Annotated in this window: 20 protein-coding genes; 12 read left to right on the forward strand and 8 right to left on the reverse strand. The window is 71.5% G+C overall.

Annotated features, from left to right (window positions below):
• Window positions 1-29: 29 nt before the first annotated feature.
• The gene (locus I8920_RS00190) at window positions 30-782 is read left to right on the forward strand and encodes a TetR/AcrR family transcriptional regulator (protein WP_232832767.1); all 753 of its coding nucleotides are present in this window, start codon (window positions 30-32) and stop codon (window positions 780-782) included.
• Here the strand turns inward: I8920_RS00190 and I8920_RS00195 are convergent.
• Both I8920_RS00195 and I8920_RS00200 read right to left on the reverse strand, forming a co-directional pair.
• Window positions 779-1,450, reverse strand: a complete 672-nt coding sequence (locus tag I8920_RS00195) for a response regulator (RefSeq protein ID WP_198657212.1) — start codon at window positions 1,448-1,450, stop codon at window positions 779-781. The two genes, I8920_RS00190 and I8920_RS00195, sit on opposite strands and share 4 nt — an antisense overlap.
• Window positions 1,447-2,658 carry a sensor histidine kinase gene (locus tag I8920_RS00200; RefSeq protein ID WP_232832768.1) on the reverse strand — a complete coding sequence of 404 codons (1,212 nt, stop codon included), beginning with the start codon at window positions 2,656-2,658 and terminating at the stop codon, window positions 1,447-1,449. The genes I8920_RS00195 and I8920_RS00200 overlap by 4 nt, the downstream gene beginning before the upstream one ends.
• A 348-nt stretch (window positions 2,659-3,006) precedes the next feature.
• Here I8920_RS00200 and I8920_RS00205 point away from each other — a divergent pair, with 348 nt between their 5' ends.
• The gene (locus tag I8920_RS00205) at window positions 3,007-3,888 is read left to right on the forward strand and encodes a manganese catalase family protein (RefSeq protein ID WP_198657213.1); all 882 of its coding nucleotides are present in this window, start codon (window positions 3,007-3,009) and stop codon (window positions 3,886-3,888) included.
• An 82-nt stretch (window positions 3,889-3,970) separates the two neighbouring features.
• Here the strand turns inward: I8920_RS00205 and I8920_RS00210 are convergent, their stop codons facing one another.
• Together I8920_RS00210 and I8920_RS00215 are read right to left on the reverse strand one after the other, a co-directional pair.
• On the reverse strand, window positions 3,971-4,276 hold the full coding sequence (locus I8920_RS00210; protein ID WP_198657214.1) for a hypothetical protein: 306 nt from the start codon (window positions 4,274-4,276) through the stop codon (window positions 3,971-3,973).
• A gap of 12 nt (window positions 4,277-4,288) precedes the next feature.
• Complete coding sequence (locus tag I8920_RS00215; RefSeq protein WP_198657215.1) at window positions 4,289-4,729, reverse strand: Hsp20/alpha crystallin family protein; 441 nt, start codon at window positions 4,727-4,729, stop codon at window positions 4,289-4,291.
• A gap of 260 nt (window positions 4,730-4,989) precedes the next feature.
• On the opposite strand from I8920_RS00215, the gene I8920_RS00220 reads away from it, so the two are divergent.
• From I8920_RS00220 to glgX, 4 genes are all read left to right on the forward strand, one after another.
• Entirely contained in the window at window positions 4,990-5,172 is a 183-nt protein-coding gene (locus I8920_RS00220; RefSeq protein ID WP_198657216.1) for a hypothetical protein, read from the forward strand.
• 18 nt (window positions 5,173-5,190) lie between these two features.
• Complete coding sequence (locus I8920_RS00225; protein WP_198657217.1) at window positions 5,191-5,727, forward strand: MarR family winged helix-turn-helix transcriptional regulator; 537 nt, start codon at window positions 5,191-5,193, stop codon at window positions 5,725-5,727.
• A 95-nt stretch (window positions 5,728-5,822) separates the two neighbouring features.
• Window positions 5,823-6,437: a TetR/AcrR family transcriptional regulator gene (locus I8920_RS00230; RefSeq protein ID WP_198657218.1), complete on the forward strand. Its 615-nt coding sequence runs from the start codon at window positions 5,823-5,825 to the stop codon at window positions 6,435-6,437.
• Window positions 6,438-6,526: 89 nt separating this feature from the next.
• On the forward strand, window positions 6,527-8,545 hold the full coding sequence (gene glgX / locus I8920_RS00235; protein ID WP_198657219.1) for a glycogen debranching protein GlgX: 2,019 nt from the start codon (window positions 6,527-6,529) through the stop codon (window positions 8,543-8,545).
• Window positions 8,546-8,628: 83 nt separating this feature from the next.
• Here the strand turns inward: glgX and I8920_RS00240 are convergent, their stop codons facing one another.
• Window positions 8,629-9,732 (reverse strand): Gfo/Idh/MocA family protein, encoded by a 1,104-nt coding sequence (locus tag I8920_RS00240; protein ID WP_198657220.1) that lies wholly within the window; start codon window positions 9,730-9,732, stop codon window positions 8,629-8,631.
• Window positions 9,729-10,529 (reverse strand): sugar phosphate isomerase/epimerase family protein, encoded by an 801-nt coding sequence (locus I8920_RS00245; protein ID WP_198657221.1) that lies wholly within the window; start codon window positions 10,527-10,529, stop codon window positions 9,729-9,731. The genes I8920_RS00240 and I8920_RS00245 overlap by 4 nt, the downstream gene beginning before the upstream one ends.
• Before the next feature lie 220 nt (window positions 10,530-10,749).
• Here I8920_RS00245 and I8920_RS00250 point away from each other — a divergent pair, with 220 nt between their 5' ends.
• From I8920_RS00250 to I8920_RS00270, 5 genes are all read left to right on the forward strand, one after another.
• Window positions 10,750-12,045: an MFS transporter gene (locus I8920_RS00250; RefSeq protein ID WP_198657222.1), complete on the forward strand. Its 1,296-nt coding sequence runs from the start codon at window positions 10,750-10,752 to the stop codon at window positions 12,043-12,045.
• Window positions 12,046-12,143: 98 nt separating this feature from the next.
• Window positions 12,144-13,484 (forward strand): carboxylesterase family protein, encoded by a 1,341-nt coding sequence (locus tag I8920_RS00255; RefSeq protein WP_225559299.1) that lies wholly within the window; start codon window positions 12,144-12,146, stop codon window positions 13,482-13,484.
• Window positions 13,485-13,528: 44 nt separating this feature from the next.
• Window positions 13,529-14,119: a TetR/AcrR family transcriptional regulator gene (locus I8920_RS00260; RefSeq protein ID WP_198657224.1), complete on the forward strand. Its 591-nt coding sequence runs from the start codon at window positions 13,529-13,531 to the stop codon at window positions 14,117-14,119.
• Between the two features lie 88 nt (window positions 14,120-14,207).
• The gene (locus tag I8920_RS00265) at window positions 14,208-14,648 is read left to right on the forward strand and encodes an NUDIX hydrolase (protein ID WP_198657225.1); all 441 of its coding nucleotides are present in this window, start codon (window positions 14,208-14,210) and stop codon (window positions 14,646-14,648) included.
• Window positions 14,649-14,663: 15 nt separating this feature from the next.
• A complete protein-coding gene (locus I8920_RS00270) occupies window positions 14,664-14,969 on the forward strand; it encodes a hypothetical protein (protein WP_198657226.1) in 306 nt (101 codons plus the stop codon).
• A 32-nt stretch (window positions 14,970-15,001) separates the two neighbouring features.
• On the opposite strand, the gene I8920_RS00275 is transcribed toward I8920_RS00270, so the two are convergent.
• Together I8920_RS00275 and I8920_RS00280 are read right to left on the reverse strand one after the other, a co-directional pair.
• The gene (locus tag I8920_RS00275; protein WP_198657227.1) at window positions 15,002-15,718 is read right to left on the reverse strand and encodes an alpha/beta fold hydrolase; all 717 of its coding nucleotides are present in this window, start codon (window positions 15,716-15,718) and stop codon (window positions 15,002-15,004) included.
• Window positions 15,719-15,835: 117 nt separating this feature from the next.
• Entirely contained in the window at window positions 15,836-16,204 is a 369-nt protein-coding gene (locus I8920_RS00280; RefSeq protein WP_198657228.1) for a VOC family protein, read from the reverse strand.
• A gap of 54 nt (window positions 16,205-16,258) precedes the next feature.
• Between I8920_RS00280 and I8920_RS00285 the strand changes: the two genes are divergently transcribed.
• Window positions 16,259-16,900, forward strand: a complete 642-nt coding sequence (locus I8920_RS00285; protein WP_198657229.1) for a nucleoside/nucleotide kinase family protein — start codon at window positions 16,259-16,261, stop codon at window positions 16,898-16,900.
• Window positions 16,901-16,911: the final 11 nt, after the last annotated feature.

Here is a 16,911-nt window from a genome sequence, read left to right on the forward strand (position 1 = left end):
TGATAGCACACTTCCGTTATCGTTGTTCCGTGATCGAGCAGGGAAGCCAGCGTGACGAGACGCGTTCGCGCATCGTCGAGGTCGCCGGCACCATGCTGCGCGAACGCGGTGCCGCGGCGGTGACCACGCGGGCCGTCGCGGACGGCGCGGGCGTGCAGGCACCGACCATCTACCGGCTGTTCGGCGACAAGGACGGCCTGCTCGAGGCGGTGGCCGAGCACGCCATGGCCACGTTCTCGGCGATCAAGGCCGACGCCGTCCGGGCTGCTCGTGACGACGCGACCGACCCCGTCGAGGACCTGCGCACCGGGTGGTCGATGACGATCGGCTTCGGGCTGGCGAACCCCGACCTGTTCGTGCTGTTGAGCGACCCGGAGCGTGGCCGTCGGTCGGCAGCCGCCCGGGCCGGTACTGCGCTGCTCGCTGAACGCATCCAGCGGGTGGCCGAGGCCGGGCGACTGGCCGTGCCGGAGCGCCGCGCGGTCGAGCTCGTGCACGCGGCCGGGACCGGGGCGGTCCTCGCGGTCCTCGCCGCTCCGGCGGACGAGCGGGACCCGTCCCTCGCCGATGACGTTCTGGAGGCCGTGCTCGGGCGGATCCTGGTGTCGGGCGAGTCGACGACGGACCACCGCGGCGCGGCGTCGCACGGTCGCGGACGGGGGAACGGAGCCGTGACGAGTGCCGCGATCACCCTCCGTGCCGCAGCGCCCCGACTCGATCGACTGTCGTCAGCCGAGCGGACGATGCTCGCGGAGTGGCTCGACCGGATCGCCGCGGACTAGTGCTCGCGGGTGCCCGCCAGCCCGTGGTCGTGCGCGTAGACGACGAGTTGCACCCGGTCGCGCAGCGAGAGCTTGCCGAGGATGCTCGAGATCTGGGTCTTCACCGTCGACTCGGTCACGAACTCCTTCGTGGCGATCTCGGCGTTGGAGAGCCCGCGTGACGCCCAGCCGAACACGACCCGCTCCCGCTCGGTCAGGCTCGCGAACTCGGGCGGCTGCGGGGCGGGTGCCCGTGCGACGTCGGTGCCGAAGAGCTGCGCGAGGTCGTTCGGCGCGATGACCGAGCTGCCCTCGTGCACGGCGCGCACCGCGGCGAACAGGAACGGCGGTGTGGTGTCCTTGAGCAGGAACCCGCTCGCCCCCAGGCGGATCGCGGTCGCGGCGGCCGGGTCGAGCCCGAAGGTCGTGAGCACGACCACGCGGGGCAGCGGGCCCTCGACCGCGCCGGAGTAGAGCTGCCGGACGGTCTCGACGCCGTCCATGCCGGCCATCCGCATGTCGAGCAGCACGACGTCGGGGCGGAGTTCGGGGACGAGGGCCAGGGCCTCGGCGCCGTCGGAGGCCTCGCCGACCACACGCATGTCGTCCTGGGCGTCGAGCACCACCCGCAGCCCGGCGCGGAACAGCGCCTGGTCGTCGGTGAGCAGGATCCTGATCGGTTCGGTCATCGGACGGGTCCCCCTTGGACGTCGGACGGGATGCGGGCGCGTGCGGTGAACACGTCGTCGAGGACGGCGGCGTCGAACGACCCGCCGAGTGCGCCGAGGCGGGACTCCATGCCGTCGATGCCGCGGCCGGACCCCCGGGTGGTGCCGTCACCGACCGTGTTCTCGACCTCGAGCACCAGGTCTGCGCTCCGCCAGGTCTCGCGGACGACGACCGGCTCGCCGGGTGCCCCGTGCCGGAGCGCGTTCGTGAGCATCTCCTGCAGCACCCGTCGGGCGGCGGTGCCGGTGTCCGGGCGCAGGGTGCCGGGGACGCCACGAACCGTCCGGTCGACGGCCACGCCGGCGTCGCGGATGCCCTGGACGATCTCCTCGAGCGAGCCGGGGCCGGTCGCGGCGGCCGAACCGTCGACGTGCCCGAGCACCTGTCGGACCTCGACCAGGGAGCTCCGGGCGGTGCTCGCGATGGTCGCGCTCACCGCGCGGATGCGGGCCTCGTCCTCGAGGAACGGGACCGAGTCGGCCTGCGCGATGATGACGGCGAGCGAGTGTCCGACCACGTCGTGCACGTCGCGGGCGATGTCCGCGCGGATGCGTTCGGACTCGGCGACGTCGATCGCGCGGGTGGCGGTGGCTTCGGCCTCGGTGGCGACGGCCTCGGCCCGGGACGCGGCGGCCTCGGCGTCCGCGCGGCGCTCGGACTCGCGGTCGCGGGAGCGGAAGGCCCGGACGGCGACCCCGCCCGCCCACACCCCGAGCAGTGCGGTGACCGGGGCGGCCATGGCGAGGAAGGCCTGGTCGCGCGGGCCGTTGATGAGCACGAGGAACCGGAAGCCCGTCGACGCCAGGTACACCGTGGCGGACGCGCCGGCGACGACGGCGAGCACACCCGACACGACGACCTCGGTCCGGCTGCCGACCACCGCGGCCGTGCCGATCACGACGAACATCGCGAGGTCGACGAGGGACGGGCGCTCGCCGCCGCCGACCTGGATGACACCGAGGACGACGATCATCGCCATCGCCGCCGACGGGGAGACCCGGCGCAGGGCGATCGCCACCGACGCGGACAGGACCGCGGCGAGGCTCGCACGCTCGAGCTCGAGGTCGATGGGCAGCAGGAAGACGAACGCCGCGAGGGCCGCCCAGGCCACGTCGACGACGATCGACCGGGTGGCGAGCGGCCGGAGGAACCTGCCCCGTTCGGTCACGGCTCGATCCTCCCATGCCACGGCGGCGTCACGCGGGGGGCGTCATGGCCATGAGCGTGACGACGGTGGTGGCCACGATCGCGGCGCAGAGCAGCAGGGTGGCGATGGTGTGCTTGGTGGACGTCTGCATGCTCCCAGCCTGCGGAACCGGCGGACCAGGGGCATCGGGCGGTGGGTGGAAGCGCCTCCGCCTGCCGGGTGAAGCCGACCGGTACCGGGGGTCCTGGCGGGCCGGAGGTCCGCCCGCGTGATCCGGCCAGTCCGAACGGCCGCCCAGTGCCCGCCGCGGAGCATCGGGACCAACAGCCGCTCGGATCGAGAGCATCCGCTGAGACGAAGGAGCACCATTTGTACTTCCACAAGCAGGAACTCCAGTTCAAGTCGACGCCCGACAAGCCCGACGCCGTCTACGCACGCAAGCTGCAGGAGGTGCTCGGCGGTCAGTACGGCGAGATCTCCGTCGCGCTGCAGTACCAGTTCCAGGCGTGGAACATGCACATCCCGGGCAAGTACCGCGACATGGTCTTCGGCATCGGTGCCGAGGAGATGGGCCACGTCGAGATGCTCGCGACGATGATCGCGCAGCTGCTCGAGAAGTCCCCGCTCGGCATCACCGAGGACGCACTGCAGGACGACCCGACCGTCGCCGCGATCGTGGGCGGCACCGACGTACAGCACGCCATCGTCGCCGGTGCCGGTGCCCGTCCGGTGGACAGCAACGGCAACCCGTGGCAGGGCTCGTACATCACGGCGAGCGGCAACTTGCTCGCCGACTTCACCGCGAACGAGAACGCCGAGATGCAGGGGCGCGTGCAGGCTGCACGGCTGTACCACATGACCGACGACCACGGCGTGCGGGACCTGCTGTCCTTCCTCATCGCCCGCGACACCATGCACCAGAACATGTGGGCGACGGCCGCGGCCGAGCTGCGCGAGAAGGGCGTCGAGGGCTTCCCGGTGCCGAGCAACTTCCCGCAGTCCAAGGAGAACCAGGAGGTCAACTACCAGTACCTCAACTTCTCCGACGGTGCCGAGGCGAAGAACGGCCCGTGGGCGAGCGGTCCGTCGTTCGACGGCAAGGGCGAGTACACGTACCACGACGGCCCCACGACCTCGGTGCCGATGCCCCCGCCCACGCACCCCGACGTGCGGTTCTACGGCACCACCGAGCTGCCGAACGTCGTCGAGAAGACGGCCGGCCTGGTGCAGGACAAGCTCAACAAGGAGTAGTCGCGCACCGTCTGCCCACACGGTGACGAACGAACGGGAGGCGCGGTGCCGGCTGGCACCGCGCCTCCCGTCCGTCAGGTGGTCACCACCGGGCCGTCGCGACCGCGCCGGTGTCGTCCGACGGTTCCGGCGGCGGGGCGAAGACGCCGTCGTACAGCCGGACCGCACTCCACCCCGCCACGAGCACCGCGGTCCCGAGGACCGCGGCGAGCCACGGCAGGAACGGGGCGCCGGCCCAGGCCGCCGGTGCGATCACCCAGGCCAGGAAGGCGCCGACCGTGCTGCCGGTCGCCCCGAGCAGGACCGCCGCCCGGCGGTCGAGGCTCGTCGCGGTGAGCGCGGCGGTGACGGCCGCGATCGCGACGAGTGCGTTGAGCAGTGTTGCCATCGCGCCCCCGTGCTACTCGGACTGCCCGCTGCCGACCGCGAGCTGCTCGGAACCGCCACCGACCGAGACGGCGATCTTGCGCGGCTTCGCGGACTCCTTGACCGGGATGGTGACGCTCAGCACGCCGTTGTCGTAGCCGGCGGTGATGCGCTCGGCGTCGAGGCCGTCACCGAGCGTCAGCTGCCGGACGAACGAGCCGGGCTGTCGCTCGCGCGTCAGCCACTGCGACCCCTCCGGGGCGCCGAGGGTGCGCTCGGCGCGGATCGTCAGGACGGAACCGTCGACGTCGATGTCGACCGAGCCCGGGTCGATGCCGGGCAGGTCGACGTCGAGGACGTAGTGGTCACCGGTGCGGTACAGGTCCATCGGCATCGAGCGCGGGCCGGTCGCGGTGCCGAGCAGGGAGCCGGCGAGGCGGTCGAGCTCGCGGAACGGATCGAAGTTCATCGTCATCGGAATCAACTCCTTCGTGGTTCTCGTTGAGTCCCCTCGACTCAACTGCCAACGTTCTAGCACTCGACCCTGGTGAGTGCCAAACGTCTGCTCGGAGGACGCCGAGAACTGCGCTCCCGCCAGGGCTGCACCGACGACTCCGATCGTTCACCGCGCAAAACGTACAGCTGGCGAGTAGTTCGTTGGACTGATCGTTCACGGTGTGAAAGAGTTCGATCGTCCGAACGGGACGCAGGGACGCACGAAGGGTGGGACACGACATGCTCAGCACGTACTCCGGGATGCCTCGGGCCGCACGGACGGGTGGCAGCCACACCCGCGTCGGGCTCACCGACCCCGCCGTCATCGACGCCTACGTCGAGCGCCGCATCCAGGACCCCGCACTGCTCACGCGCCACGTCGAGCCGTCCTACGGCGACTTCTTCGCCGCACCCGTCAGCTAGCAAGGAGCGCATGACCGCATGCCGTTGACCGTCGTCCGTCGAGAGCACGTCCACCTCTACGCCCGCGAACCCCGGTCCGCGGCGGCCAGGACCGCCGTCGACGCGCTGCTGCGACTGCAGCACGCCGAGGACCAGCAGATCGAGTCCGCGCGCATCGAGAGCGGCCTGTCGAAGAACGAGTTCCTGGCCGTCCGCTACCTGCTCCAGGCGCACCGCGACGGCCGCGTCACCGGTCCGAAGGACCTGGCCGTGATGCTCGCGGTCTCGAACGCCTCGGTCACCAAGATCGTGGACGGGCTGGTGCAGCAGGGGCTCCTGTCCCGCACGGCACACCCCACGGACCGCCGGGCGCAGGTGCTCGCGCCGACCGACCGGGCCGCCGAGAAGATCGACGCCTCGTACGCGCGGTTCCACGAAGCCGTGGTCGAGGTGCTCGACCGGCTGTCCGACGCCGACAACGCCGTGCTGGCGGACTCCCTGACCAAGGTGGTCGAGGCGCTCGCCGCGGGTTCGCCCGCTCCCGCCGACGAGTACACGGTCGACCACCGCGCCTGACGCGACCAGGGGGCGGACGGGAGGCGCGGGGCGGCGCCGCCACGGGCCTCCCGTCCGGGGGTGGCGAGAAAACCTTCCAGCGGTAAGTTGGAAGCATGACGCACCCCGCGGACGAGGACGACGCGGCCCAGCCGCGCCGCGGCGGGTACCGCAAGGGCACCGAGCGCCGCGCGCAGATCCTCGACGAGATGATCCGCATGGTCGCGGAGCAGGGTGTCGACGCCTCGTCGCTCCGCTCGGTCGCCGAAGCGCTGGGGATCACGCACGCGGCTCTGCGGCACTACTTCCCGAGCCGTGACGAACTGCTGCTCGCCGTGTACCGCGAGCACGAGGTGCGCGAGCAGGGCGCCCCGGACCGGATGAAGTCGGCGATCGGGGACATGCGCGAGAGCGCGTCCCGCAACCGGGCGGTCCCGGGGCTCGTGCAGCTCTACACGACGCTGGCGGCCGACGCCGTGCAGGAGGGGCACCCGGCCACGCGCGACTTCATGCGCGAACGCTTCGCCCGACTGCGTGCCGAGCTCGCCGGCCTCATCGCGGCCGACCAGGCGGACGGCCGGATCCGTGCCGACCTGGACCCGGTCGACCTGGCCAGCCTGAGCATCGCCGCGTCGGACGGCCTGCAGGTGCAGTGGTTGCTCGACCCGGACGCCGTCGACGGCGAACGGGTGCTGCGACTGCTCGAGCAGCTCGTCCCACCCGCCTCCTGACCGCGGACCCGCGGCCCACGGGTGCGCAGACCGGCCACGGGGTACGCCAGGCGGTCGAGGGCACAGCGACCGGCCGGTAGAAGGGCAGCATGACCACTTCTTCGCGCACCCCGCTCGGCGTCACGCTCGTCGACGGGGGCGCCAACGTCGCCCTGTTCTCGAGCACCGCCGAGCGGGTCGAGTTCTGCACCTTCGACAGCGACGGCACCGAGCACCGCACCGAGCTCCGGAACCGCACCGGCTACACCTTCCACGACGTCGTGCCGGACGTCGCCGTCGGCACGCGCTACGGCTTCCGGGTGCACGGCGCCTGGGATCCGGCGAACGGGCTGCGGCACAACGGCGCGAAGCTCCTGCTCGACCCCTACGCCACCGCCGTCGACGGCTCGTACGAGTGGGGCCAGGCCCTGTTCGGCCACGACATGGACGACCCGGAGCAGATCGACGAGACCGACTCGGCCGCCGCCATGCCGAAGTCCGTCGTCGCCGACCGCGCGTTCGACTGGGACGGCGACGCGCTGCTCCACACGCCGTACGCCGACACCGTCGTGTACGAGGTGCACGTCAAGGGCTTCACCAAGCAGCACCCCGACGTGCCCGAGGAGATCCGCGGCACCTACGCCGGCCTGGCCCACCCGGCCGCGATCAAGCACCTGACCGACCTCGGCGTCACCGCCGTCGAGCTCCTGCCGACCCACCAGTTCGTGCAGGACTCGACGCTCGCCGACAAGGGACTCCGCAACTACTGGGGCTACAACAGCATCGGCTTCTTCGCCCCGCACGACGAGTACTCGTCCTCCGGCACCGCCGGTCAGCAGGTCGCCGAGTTCAAGGCGATGGTCAAGGCCCTGCACGCAGCCGGGCTCGAGGTCATCATGGACGTCGTCTACAACCACACGGCCGAGGGCAACCACATGGGCCCGACGCTGTCCTTCAAGGGCATCGACAACCAGTCGTACTACCGCCTGGTCGAGGGCGACGAGGCGAACTACTTCGACACCACGGGCACCGGCAACAGCCTGAACGTCGGGCACCCGGCGGCCCTCGGTCTCATCATGGACTCGCTGCGGTACTGGGTCGAGGAGATGCACGTCGACGGCTTCCGCTTCGACCTCGCCACCACCCTGACCCGCCAGGACGGCGAGGCCGAGAAGCACTCCGCGTTCCTCGACATCATCCACCAGGACCCCGTGCTGCGCGAGGTCAAGATGATCGCCGAGCCGTGGGACACCGCCGGCTACCAGGTCGGCGGGTTCCCGGCCGACTGGGCGGAGTGGAACGGCAAGTACCGCGACGACCTGCGAGCCTTCTGGCGCGGCGACGAGGGCACCCTGGGCGACGCCGTCCAGCGCGTGCTCGGCAGCCCCGACGTGTACGAGGGGTCCCGCCGCTCGCCGCTCTGCTCGGTCGACTTCATCACCGCGCACGACGGCTTCACCCTGGCCGACCTGACGATGTACGCCGAGAAGCACAACGAGGCGAACGGCGAGGACAACAACGACGGCGAGAGCGACAACACCTCGTTCAACGGCGGCATCGAGGGGCCGACCGACGACGGCGCGGTGAACGACTACCGCGACCGGCAGCGCCGGAACTTCCTCGGCACGCTCATGCTGTCCGCCGGGGTCCCGATGATGCTCGGTGGCGACGAGATCGCCCGCTCGCAGGGTGGCAACAACAACGCCTACTGCCAGGACGACGAGATCTCGTGGTTCGACTGGGCCGCCGCCGACCAGGACCTGCTGGCCTTCACCCGGGCGGCGATCGCGTTCCGTCGGGAGCACCGGGCGCTGCGTCCGCAGTGGTTCCGCACCGCGCCGGGCGACTCCGCGTCGACGGTGTCCGTGCTCCGTGCCGACGCCGCAGGGTTCGAGGACGGCGACTGGGCGGACGGCGGCAACCGTGCCGTGACGCTCGTGCTGACGGAGGGCGACGACACCGTGGCGGTGCTGATGAACGCATCGGACACCACGGTCGAGTTCACGCTGCCGGAGCGTCCGGGCGGTGGCACGTGGTCGCTGGGGCTGTCGAGCGACCCGGACCAGGCCGTGTCCGACGGTGCGACGACGGTGCTCGTGCGCGACGCGTCCTTCACCGCGCTGGTCTGAGGCGCGGGCTCACCGAACGGCGCGGAGGTCGGGACCCGGACGGGCCCCGACCTCCGCTGCACACCGGGTGGTGCGCGGTACCGCTACGCCGTCAGCACGGCCGCCGACGGGTCGAAGTCCTCGGGCAGCGGCTCCGGCTTCGTGATGCGCGACGCGATCTCGACGGCCTGACCGGACTCGGCGGCGTCACGGATGCCGAGCATGACGTCCAGCGCGTGCGACGCGACGGCACCGGAAGCGCGCTCCGGCCGGCCCTCGGCGATGGCGCGGGCCATCTCGACCACGCCCGTCCCGCGGCCCCACGTCGAGCCCTTGTGCTCGAGCGTCGTCGGCTCGTCCTTGCCGAGCGTCCACAGCGTGCTGTCGCCGTCGAAGACGTTCGGGTCGGGCAGCACGATCGTGCCCTCCGAGCCGTTGATCTCGACGAAGCCGTTGCGGGGCAGTGCGTGCTGGAACGACAGCGTCGTCTGCGCGGACTGGCCGTCGGCGAACGAGATGAGCGCGGCGTGGTGCGTGGGCACCTCGACGGGGAACTCCGTGCCGGCGCGGGGACCCGAGCCGATCACGCGGGTCTCGCGCGACTTCGACGACGCGGCCTGCACGCGCGAGGCGGAACCGAACGCGTGGAGCAGGGTCGTGACGTAGTACGGGCCGATGTCGAACAGCGGGCCGGCGCCCTGTGCGTACAGGAACTCGGGGTCCGGGTGCCACTGGTCCGGGCCGGGCACGTGGAACATCGTCGTCGCGGTGAGCGGCGTGCCGATGTCCCCGCGGGCGATGGCGCGGATGGCGGTCTGGATGCCGGCGCCGAGCACGGTGTCCGGCGCGGTGGCGTAGCGGACCCCGGCTGCCGACGCGGCGTCGAGGAGCGCCTGGGCGTCCTCGGCGGTGGTCGCGACAGGCTTCTCGCTCCAGGTGTGCTTGCCGGCGGCGATGATCTGCTGGCCGACCTTGGCGTGCTCGGCCGGGATCGTGATGTTCACGACGATCGAGATGTCGTCGCGGGCCAGGAGCTCCTCGACCGTGCCGGACGCCGGCACGCCGTACTTCTCGGCCTGGGCCGCTGCGCGCTCGAGGATGAGGTCGGCGACCATCAGGACCTCGACGTCGGCGAACTGCGTGAGGTTGGTCAGGTACTGGTCCGAGATGTTCCCGGCGCCGATGACGCCGACTCCGACGCGGCTCACTTGTCGTTGTCCTCGAGCCAGGCGAGGGACTCGGTGATGCCCTCGAAGACGTCACCGGAGTACGCGTCGAACTCGACGACGCGGATCGCCTGCGGCGCGGCGGCGAGGATGCCCGCCACGTCGACGTCGCCCTGGCCGGCCGGGGTCTGGTTCTCGAAGGCGCGCTGCAGCGCCTCGGGCACGATGAGGGCGCTCTCGGACGAGGGCAGCGCGGTGCGGATGTCGCCGTCGACCTTGCCGTCCTTGACGTGGATCGCGACGACGCGGTCGCCGAGGCCGCGCAGCACGGCGGGGGCGTCGGCGCCACCGACGGTCGCCCAGAAGGTGTCGACCTCGAGGACGGTCTCCGCGGAGATCTGCGACACGAACAGGTCGTAGACGGTGCGGCCGTCGACCTTGTTCGTGAACTCCCACTGGTGGTTGTGGTACCCGAACTGCAGGCCGCGGGCGGTCGCCTCGGCGGTGAGGACGTTGACGCGCTCGGCGATCTTCGCGACGTCGTCGGCGGTCTGCCAGCGGTCGGTCGGGATGAAGGGGTCGATCACGGTGCGGATGCCGAGGCGCTCGGCGGCGTCCCAGATCGGCGCGGTGTCCTCGGCGTCGATGACGGCGACGTGGCCGGACGGTGCCTGCAGGCCGGTGGCGGCGAAGGCGCGCTCGAGGTCGGCGGCGCGCTCGACGAAGGCGTAGGGCTCGACGTTGGTGTACCCGATCTCGGCGACCCGGGCGATGGCCTTGTCGAGGTCTTCTGCGATGGCGTCGCGCAGCGAGTACAGCTGCACAGAGGTGGTGGGCATTGCCTGGGCTCCTTCGGTCCTGTCTGGGTGTCACGACACGCAGGTGTCGCAGTCCGTCGAGGAGCGATGCTCCACGGCGAGATCGATCACGACGCTACCCCAGAAACCACCCGGTGTGTAGTTTTTCGACCGCGCCGGAGTTGCACACGACACGTGTCGTTGTATGCTCGCGTCGGAAAAACCTTGCCGAGCAAGGTTTTCATCGACTCAAGGAGGCGTCATGAGCACACCCGAACCCGGCAGCCCGGCACTGCTCAACCCGGAAGAGGGCATCACCCAGCCCGTCAGCACGGTCAAGGTGGGCATCGGCTACCAGATCGCGCTGTTCCTCGGACAGTTCGGCCTCTTCGTCGCGCTCATGGCCCCCGTCTACGTGAGCATGCAGCTCAAGGCGCAGGCCCTGGTGGGCGACGACGCGGCGGACGTCATCGGCTCGGTCCTGCCGATCGGTGCCTTCGGTGCGCTCATCATGAACCCCCTGGCGGGCGCCCTGTCCGACCGCACCCGCACGCGCTGGGGCCGTCGTCGCCCGTGGCTGCTCAGCGGTGTCGTCGTCTTCGCGATCGCCCTCGCCTGGATCGCCTACGCACCGGACGTCCTCAACCTCACGCTGGCCTGGCTGCTCGCCCAGCTCGCCGCGAACGCCACGCTCGCCACCCTGCTCGCGAGCTTCGCCGACAACGTGCCCCAGCTGCAGCGCGGCCGGTCCTCGAGCATCATCGCGCTCGCGCAGAACATCGCCGTGCTCGCCGGCACCTACCTGTCGGTGTTCTTCGTCGCGAACCTGCCCGTGCTGTTCATCGCACCGGGCATCCTGGCGATCATCCTGGTCGCGGTCTACGCCGTCGTCGCGCGGGACGAACTGCCGACGTACCAGCTCAAGAAGTTCACGTTCCTGAACCTCATCTCGTCGTTCTGGACGAACCCGGTCAAGAACCCGGACTTCGCGTTCGCCTGGTGGTCGCGCTTCCTCATCATCCTGGCGACGTTCATGTTCACGACCTACCGCCTGCTCTACATGCAGGAGCACATCGGGATCGAGAAGGCGCAGGACGCCACGGCTGCCGTCGCCTTCGGCGTCCTGCTCTACACGATCGCGCTCCTGGTGAGCGCCGCGCTGTCCGGCTGGCTGTCCGACAAGATCGGCCGCCGCAAGATCTTCGTCGGCGGGTCGACGGCGATGTTCGCGGTCGGGCTCGTCGTGCTCGCCCACGCCGAGACGGTCACCGGCTTCTACGTCGCCGAGATCATCATGGGCTTCGCGTACGGCATCTACTCCGCGATCGACACCGCCCTGGTGGTCGACGTCCTGCCGAACGCCGACCGGCCCGGCAAGGACCTCGGGGTCATCAACATCGCGAACGCGCTGCCGCAGTCGCTCGCGCCGGCGATCGCCCTGTTCTTCCTGAAGATCGGTTCCGACCACGCCGACAACTACGCGCTGATGTGCTGGGCCGCGGGCGCCGTCGCGCTGCTCGGCGCGCTCGTCGTCATCCCGATCAAGCGGGTGCGGTAGCACCCGTCGCGCAGAGCAACCGGACGACGGACGGGAGGCCCGTGGCGACCCCGCCACGGGCCTCCCGTCCGTCAGGGGGCCCGGATAGCGTGGACGGCATGCTCGACGCGACGCCCGCCCCCTTCGACACCCCCGCCGGACGCATCGTCGGGACGGTCGACGGTGACGTGGTGCGGGTGCTCGGCGTGCCCTACGCGCGAGCCGAGCGCTTCGCGCCGCCCGAGCCGATGCCGCCCTCTGCGGACGAACTGCACGCCACGACCCCGTCGCCGGTCGCCCCGCAGCCGCAGGCCCAGTTCGTCGACGCACTGCTCGACCCCGTCGAGGGGATCGAGGTCGACGAGCACTGCCAGCGGCTGTCGATCACCCTGCCTGCCGACCTCGCGCCCGACGAGCGCCTGCCCGTGATGGTGTGGATCCACGGCGGCTCCTACGTGATCGGCGGCGGCGACCTGCCGATCTACGACGCCCGCGACCTGGTGACCGAGCAGCGCGTCATCGTGGTCTCGGTGACGTTCCGGCTCGGCGTGCTCGGGTTCCTCGGCGACGGCAGGACGATCCCGGCGAACCTCGGGCTCCTCGACCTGGTCGAGTCGCTGCGCTGGGTCCGGGCGAACATCGCGGCGTTCGGCGGCGACCCCGACCTGGTGACGGTGTTCGGACAGTCCGCCGGGGGCGACGCCGCCGCCCACCTGATGATCAGCGCGGGCGCTCGCGGACTGTTCCGCCGGGTGATCATCCAGAGCGCGCCGCTCGGGCTCTCCCGCCGTCGGGCGCGGATGAACCGCGCGATGGTCCGTGCCGTGGGCGCCGTGCACGCCGACACCCCGCTCGACGACCTGCTCGAGCGACAGCAGGCCGGTACCCGTGCGGCCGCCCCCTACGGCCTGGCCGGGGGCATGCCCTTCGGCACGCAGTACGGCTTCGCGCCGCTGCCGGCGGAACGCGACCTCGACGCTGCGTGGAGTGCGGTCGCGCCGGACGTCGACGTCCTGATCGGGTCGGCGACCGACGAGACGGGCATGTACGTGCCGCTCATCCCCGGACTCCGCAGGATCGCTCGGTCGCGCGTGCTCCGACCGGCCCTCCGGTGGTGGCTCGTCCGACCGCTGTCCGACGTGATCTACGGGCGCGACGTCCGCCGGTTCACCGCACGACACCGCCGTGCGGGCGGACGAGCCACGTCGTACCGACTCGTCCGGGGCGTGACCACGAAGCCGACCGGTGCCGTGCACATGAGCGACCTGCCGCTGCTGCTCGGTGGGCGGCAGGCGTGGGCCGGCACCCGCTTCGTGCCGGAACGCGACTGGCCCGAGGTCGAGCGTCGCGGTCGGGCCTTCCGCGCCGTCTGGGCCGGGTTCGCCCGCACCGGCGAGGTCACCGCGCCCGACGACGAGACCCTGACCTTCGACCGCGACCCGGGTGTCCGCGCCCCCTGAACTGGCGGTCGCGGGGCACCCACCGTCCCCGCACAATCGTCTCCATGCCCACGACCGACGCCGCCCTCCGCGCCCAGATCGTGGCGGGGGCGATCAGCGCCTACCGCGTCGGGGACTTCCACCGGGTCGGACCCGACGACGTCGCCGCGCACGCCGGGGTCCCGGTCGCCGAGCTCCAGCGGGTGTACCCGGTCTGGGCGCTCCTGGTCGTCGCCGTCATGGACCGCTGGGTCGACGGCAGCCGCCGGGCGCTCTGGCCGATCGCCGAGCACGAGGGCGCGGTCGCGTACCTGCGCGCCCGACTCGTCGCCGGTGTCGAGGACCCGGCACTGGTCCGCCTGCGCGTGGCCGTGCTCAGCGCGACGTCGAACCCGGACCACGCCGCCACCGGCTGGTTCCGCACCCAGTACGCACGGACGTTCGAGGACGTCACCATCGCGCTCGCGCGCGACGTCGTCGCCGGTCGCGAGCCGCGGGGCGCGTCCCCCCGGCACGCCGCCGAGCAGCTGCTCGCACTGTACGAGGGCCTGCAGTTGCAGTCCGTCATCCGCGACGACGGCGACCCCCTGGCCGGTTACGACCGCGCGGTCTCGCGGATGCGCGCCGGTTGGGCGGCGGCTCGCGTCGCGGTCTGAACCCGACGACCGCGCGCGGCCCGGTGCACGGTCTGGAGGCACGGCGCGGCTCGCCGTCGTCGGCCCACCCACCTGGCATGGTCGGCCCATGGAGTACACCGACTACGACACCCGTCTCGCCGCCTACGGCGTGATCACGGACGGGTCCCGGGTGCTCCTGGCACGGCTGCGCCACCCCGACGCGGGCACGTGGACGCTGCCGGGCGGCGGGGTCGAGTTCGACGAGACGGTCGAGCAGGCCGTCGCGCGCGAGGTCCGTGAAGAGACCGGCTACGAGGCCGAGGTCGGCGCCCTGCTCGGGGTCCGCCACCACACCGTGCCCGCCGAGCGCCGCATCCACCGGAACGGCCGGCCGATGAAGGCCGTGCAGGTGGTGTTCCGGGCGACCGTCGTCGGGGGTGCCCTGCGCGACGAGCTCGACGGTTCGACGGACGAGGCGCGATGGATCCCGATCGCCGACCTCCCGCAGTACCGGCACGGGCTGCTCGTCCCCATCGCCCTGGGCTGGGCGGGTGCCCTGTCCCGATGACCGCGTCACCCCGTCGTGGCTGAAGCGGTCCTCCTCGCGGCGGGCATCGTGCTCGTCGTCGGGACCGTCGCGCTCCTGCTGTGGCGTGTCCGGGACCCGACCTGGGTACGTGACGCGCAGCTCACCCAGAACGCCAGCCCTGTGACCAGCCTGTTCATGCTCGTGCTCGGCACACTGCTGGTCGCACTCGCCAGCGTCCTCGGGATCGTCCTCATCGCGACGGGGCGCGGCATCGTCGGGTGGACGATGGCCTGCCTCGCCGTGGCCGGACTGGCCCACGTGTCGGTCTCGGTCTGGATCCGACGGCGACCACTTCCGTAGCGGGGGTCGCACCCGCGCTCGAGAGGCGATCGTCAGGTGAACACCTCGGGGAGGGCGGCGACGAACTCGTCGAAGTGGCTGTACCAGACGGAGTGCGCTGCGCCGGGAACGTCACGGACGATCACGCCACGGCCGCTGTGCAGTGCCGCCGTCTCGTCGTCGACGTACGAGCTCGGCTCCGCTCGGAGGATGATCGATCCGGGCTCCGGCTGGAAGGAGACTCCCGGACCCGTCGCCTGCGCGGCCGCAGTGGCGGGGTCGAAGCACTCGGCTGCACGCGCCTCGACCACACAGTCCTGGTCGCTGTAGAACGGCCGGGATGCTCGGAGTCCGTCGACCGTCCGGGAGCGCCTGTCCTGCTCGTACGCGGCGGTCAGTTCGGCCCGGTCCCAGCCGCCACGTGTGGTGAAGGGAGTGTCGATGTACACCGACAGCTTCGGCGTGAGCACCCCGGCGTCCACAGCCGCGGCGAGCAGCAAGCCACCGTACGAATGGCCCATGACGAGGTCTGGCATCGGCCCGCACTCGTCGGCAGTGGACTCCGTGATCGAGCGCGCAGCGCGCTCCACCGTCATGGTGTCATCGCGCGGAGACCTCCCGTGACCGGGGAGATCGATCGCGAGGACGCGGTGGCCACTCGCGACCAGCAGCGGGACGACTCGCCACCAACTCTCCCGTGACCCGGTCATCCCGTGCAGCAGCAGCGCCGTGCGTTCCCCCTGGCCCTGCACCTCGACGTGGAGCTTCATCGGGGTATCGAAGCACAGGGCAGAGAAGAACTGCGGCCGATGACGGGCCGCCCTGGTGCGCGACTGGCTCGCCCGGATCGACCGGTAGCCCCTCGGCGGCGTGGGCTCAGGACATCGTCACTCCTCGACGACACTGAGGACGTTGCCCGACGGGTCGGTGAACCAGGCGATGAGCGGGCCGCCCGTCCGGTTCACGCCCCGGTCGTCGGTCATCCCCTCGTACTGCAGGAACGTGACGCCCTTCGCGGTGAGTTCGTCGACCGCGGCATCGACGTCGGGCACCGGGAAGTTCAGCACCGTGAAGGTCGCCGGTTCGTGGGCGGGACCCTTCGGGTAGACGAGCACCCGGTGGCCACCGCCGAGCTGCAGGAAGAGCATGCCGTGGTCCTCGGTGACCTCGACCCCCAGGACGTCCCGGTAGAACGCCGCCGCCTCGGGCACGTCGCGCACCGAGAATCCGCTGAACGCCTTCGTCGCATCGACCATGCGGCAAGTGAACCACCGCCCCGCGACGTCGGTGCGCTCTGCGAGGATGGGGCCGTGAGCGACCGCGGCACCACCGTCGACCAGGCCGTCGAGCGTGCCGTCGAACTGGCTCGTTCCGGCAGCCGCGCGGTGCTCGGCATCGCCGGGGCGCCGGGTGCGGGCAAGTCCACGCTCGCGCAGCGCGTCGTCGCCGCCGTGGACGACCGCCTCGGCGCGGGCACGGCCGTGCAGGTCCCGATGGACGGCTTCCACCTGTCGAACGCGGCGCTCGACGCCCTCGGCCGGCACGACCGCAAGGGCGCGGCCGACACCTTCGACGCCGACGGCTACGTCGCGCTCGTCCGCAGGCTGGTCGCCGCCGACGAGGACGTCGTGTGGGCGCCGGACTTCGACCGACGCGTCGACGAGCCCGTCGCGGGCAGCATCGCGGTGCCGCGTGCGACCCGGTTGGTGGTGTCCGAGGGGAACTACCTGCTCGACGACGCCGCACCGTGGTCGGCACTCGCCGGACTGTTCACCGAGACCTGGTTCTGCGCCGTCGACGACGACGTGCGCCTCGACCGCCTGGTCAGCCGGCACGTGCGGCACGGCCGCGACCACGACGCCGCCCGCACCTGGGCGGTGGAGGTGGACGGCGTGAACGCCGCGAGGGTCGCGCCCACGGTGATCCGGGCCTCCAGGACGGTGTGGACGTGACCGACGACTGC

Origin of the sequence: Curtobacterium sp. YC1, assembly GCF_016267665.1 — a bacterium.
Taxonomy (GTDB): Bacteria; Actinomycetota; Actinomycetes; order Actinomycetales; family Microbacteriaceae; genus Curtobacterium.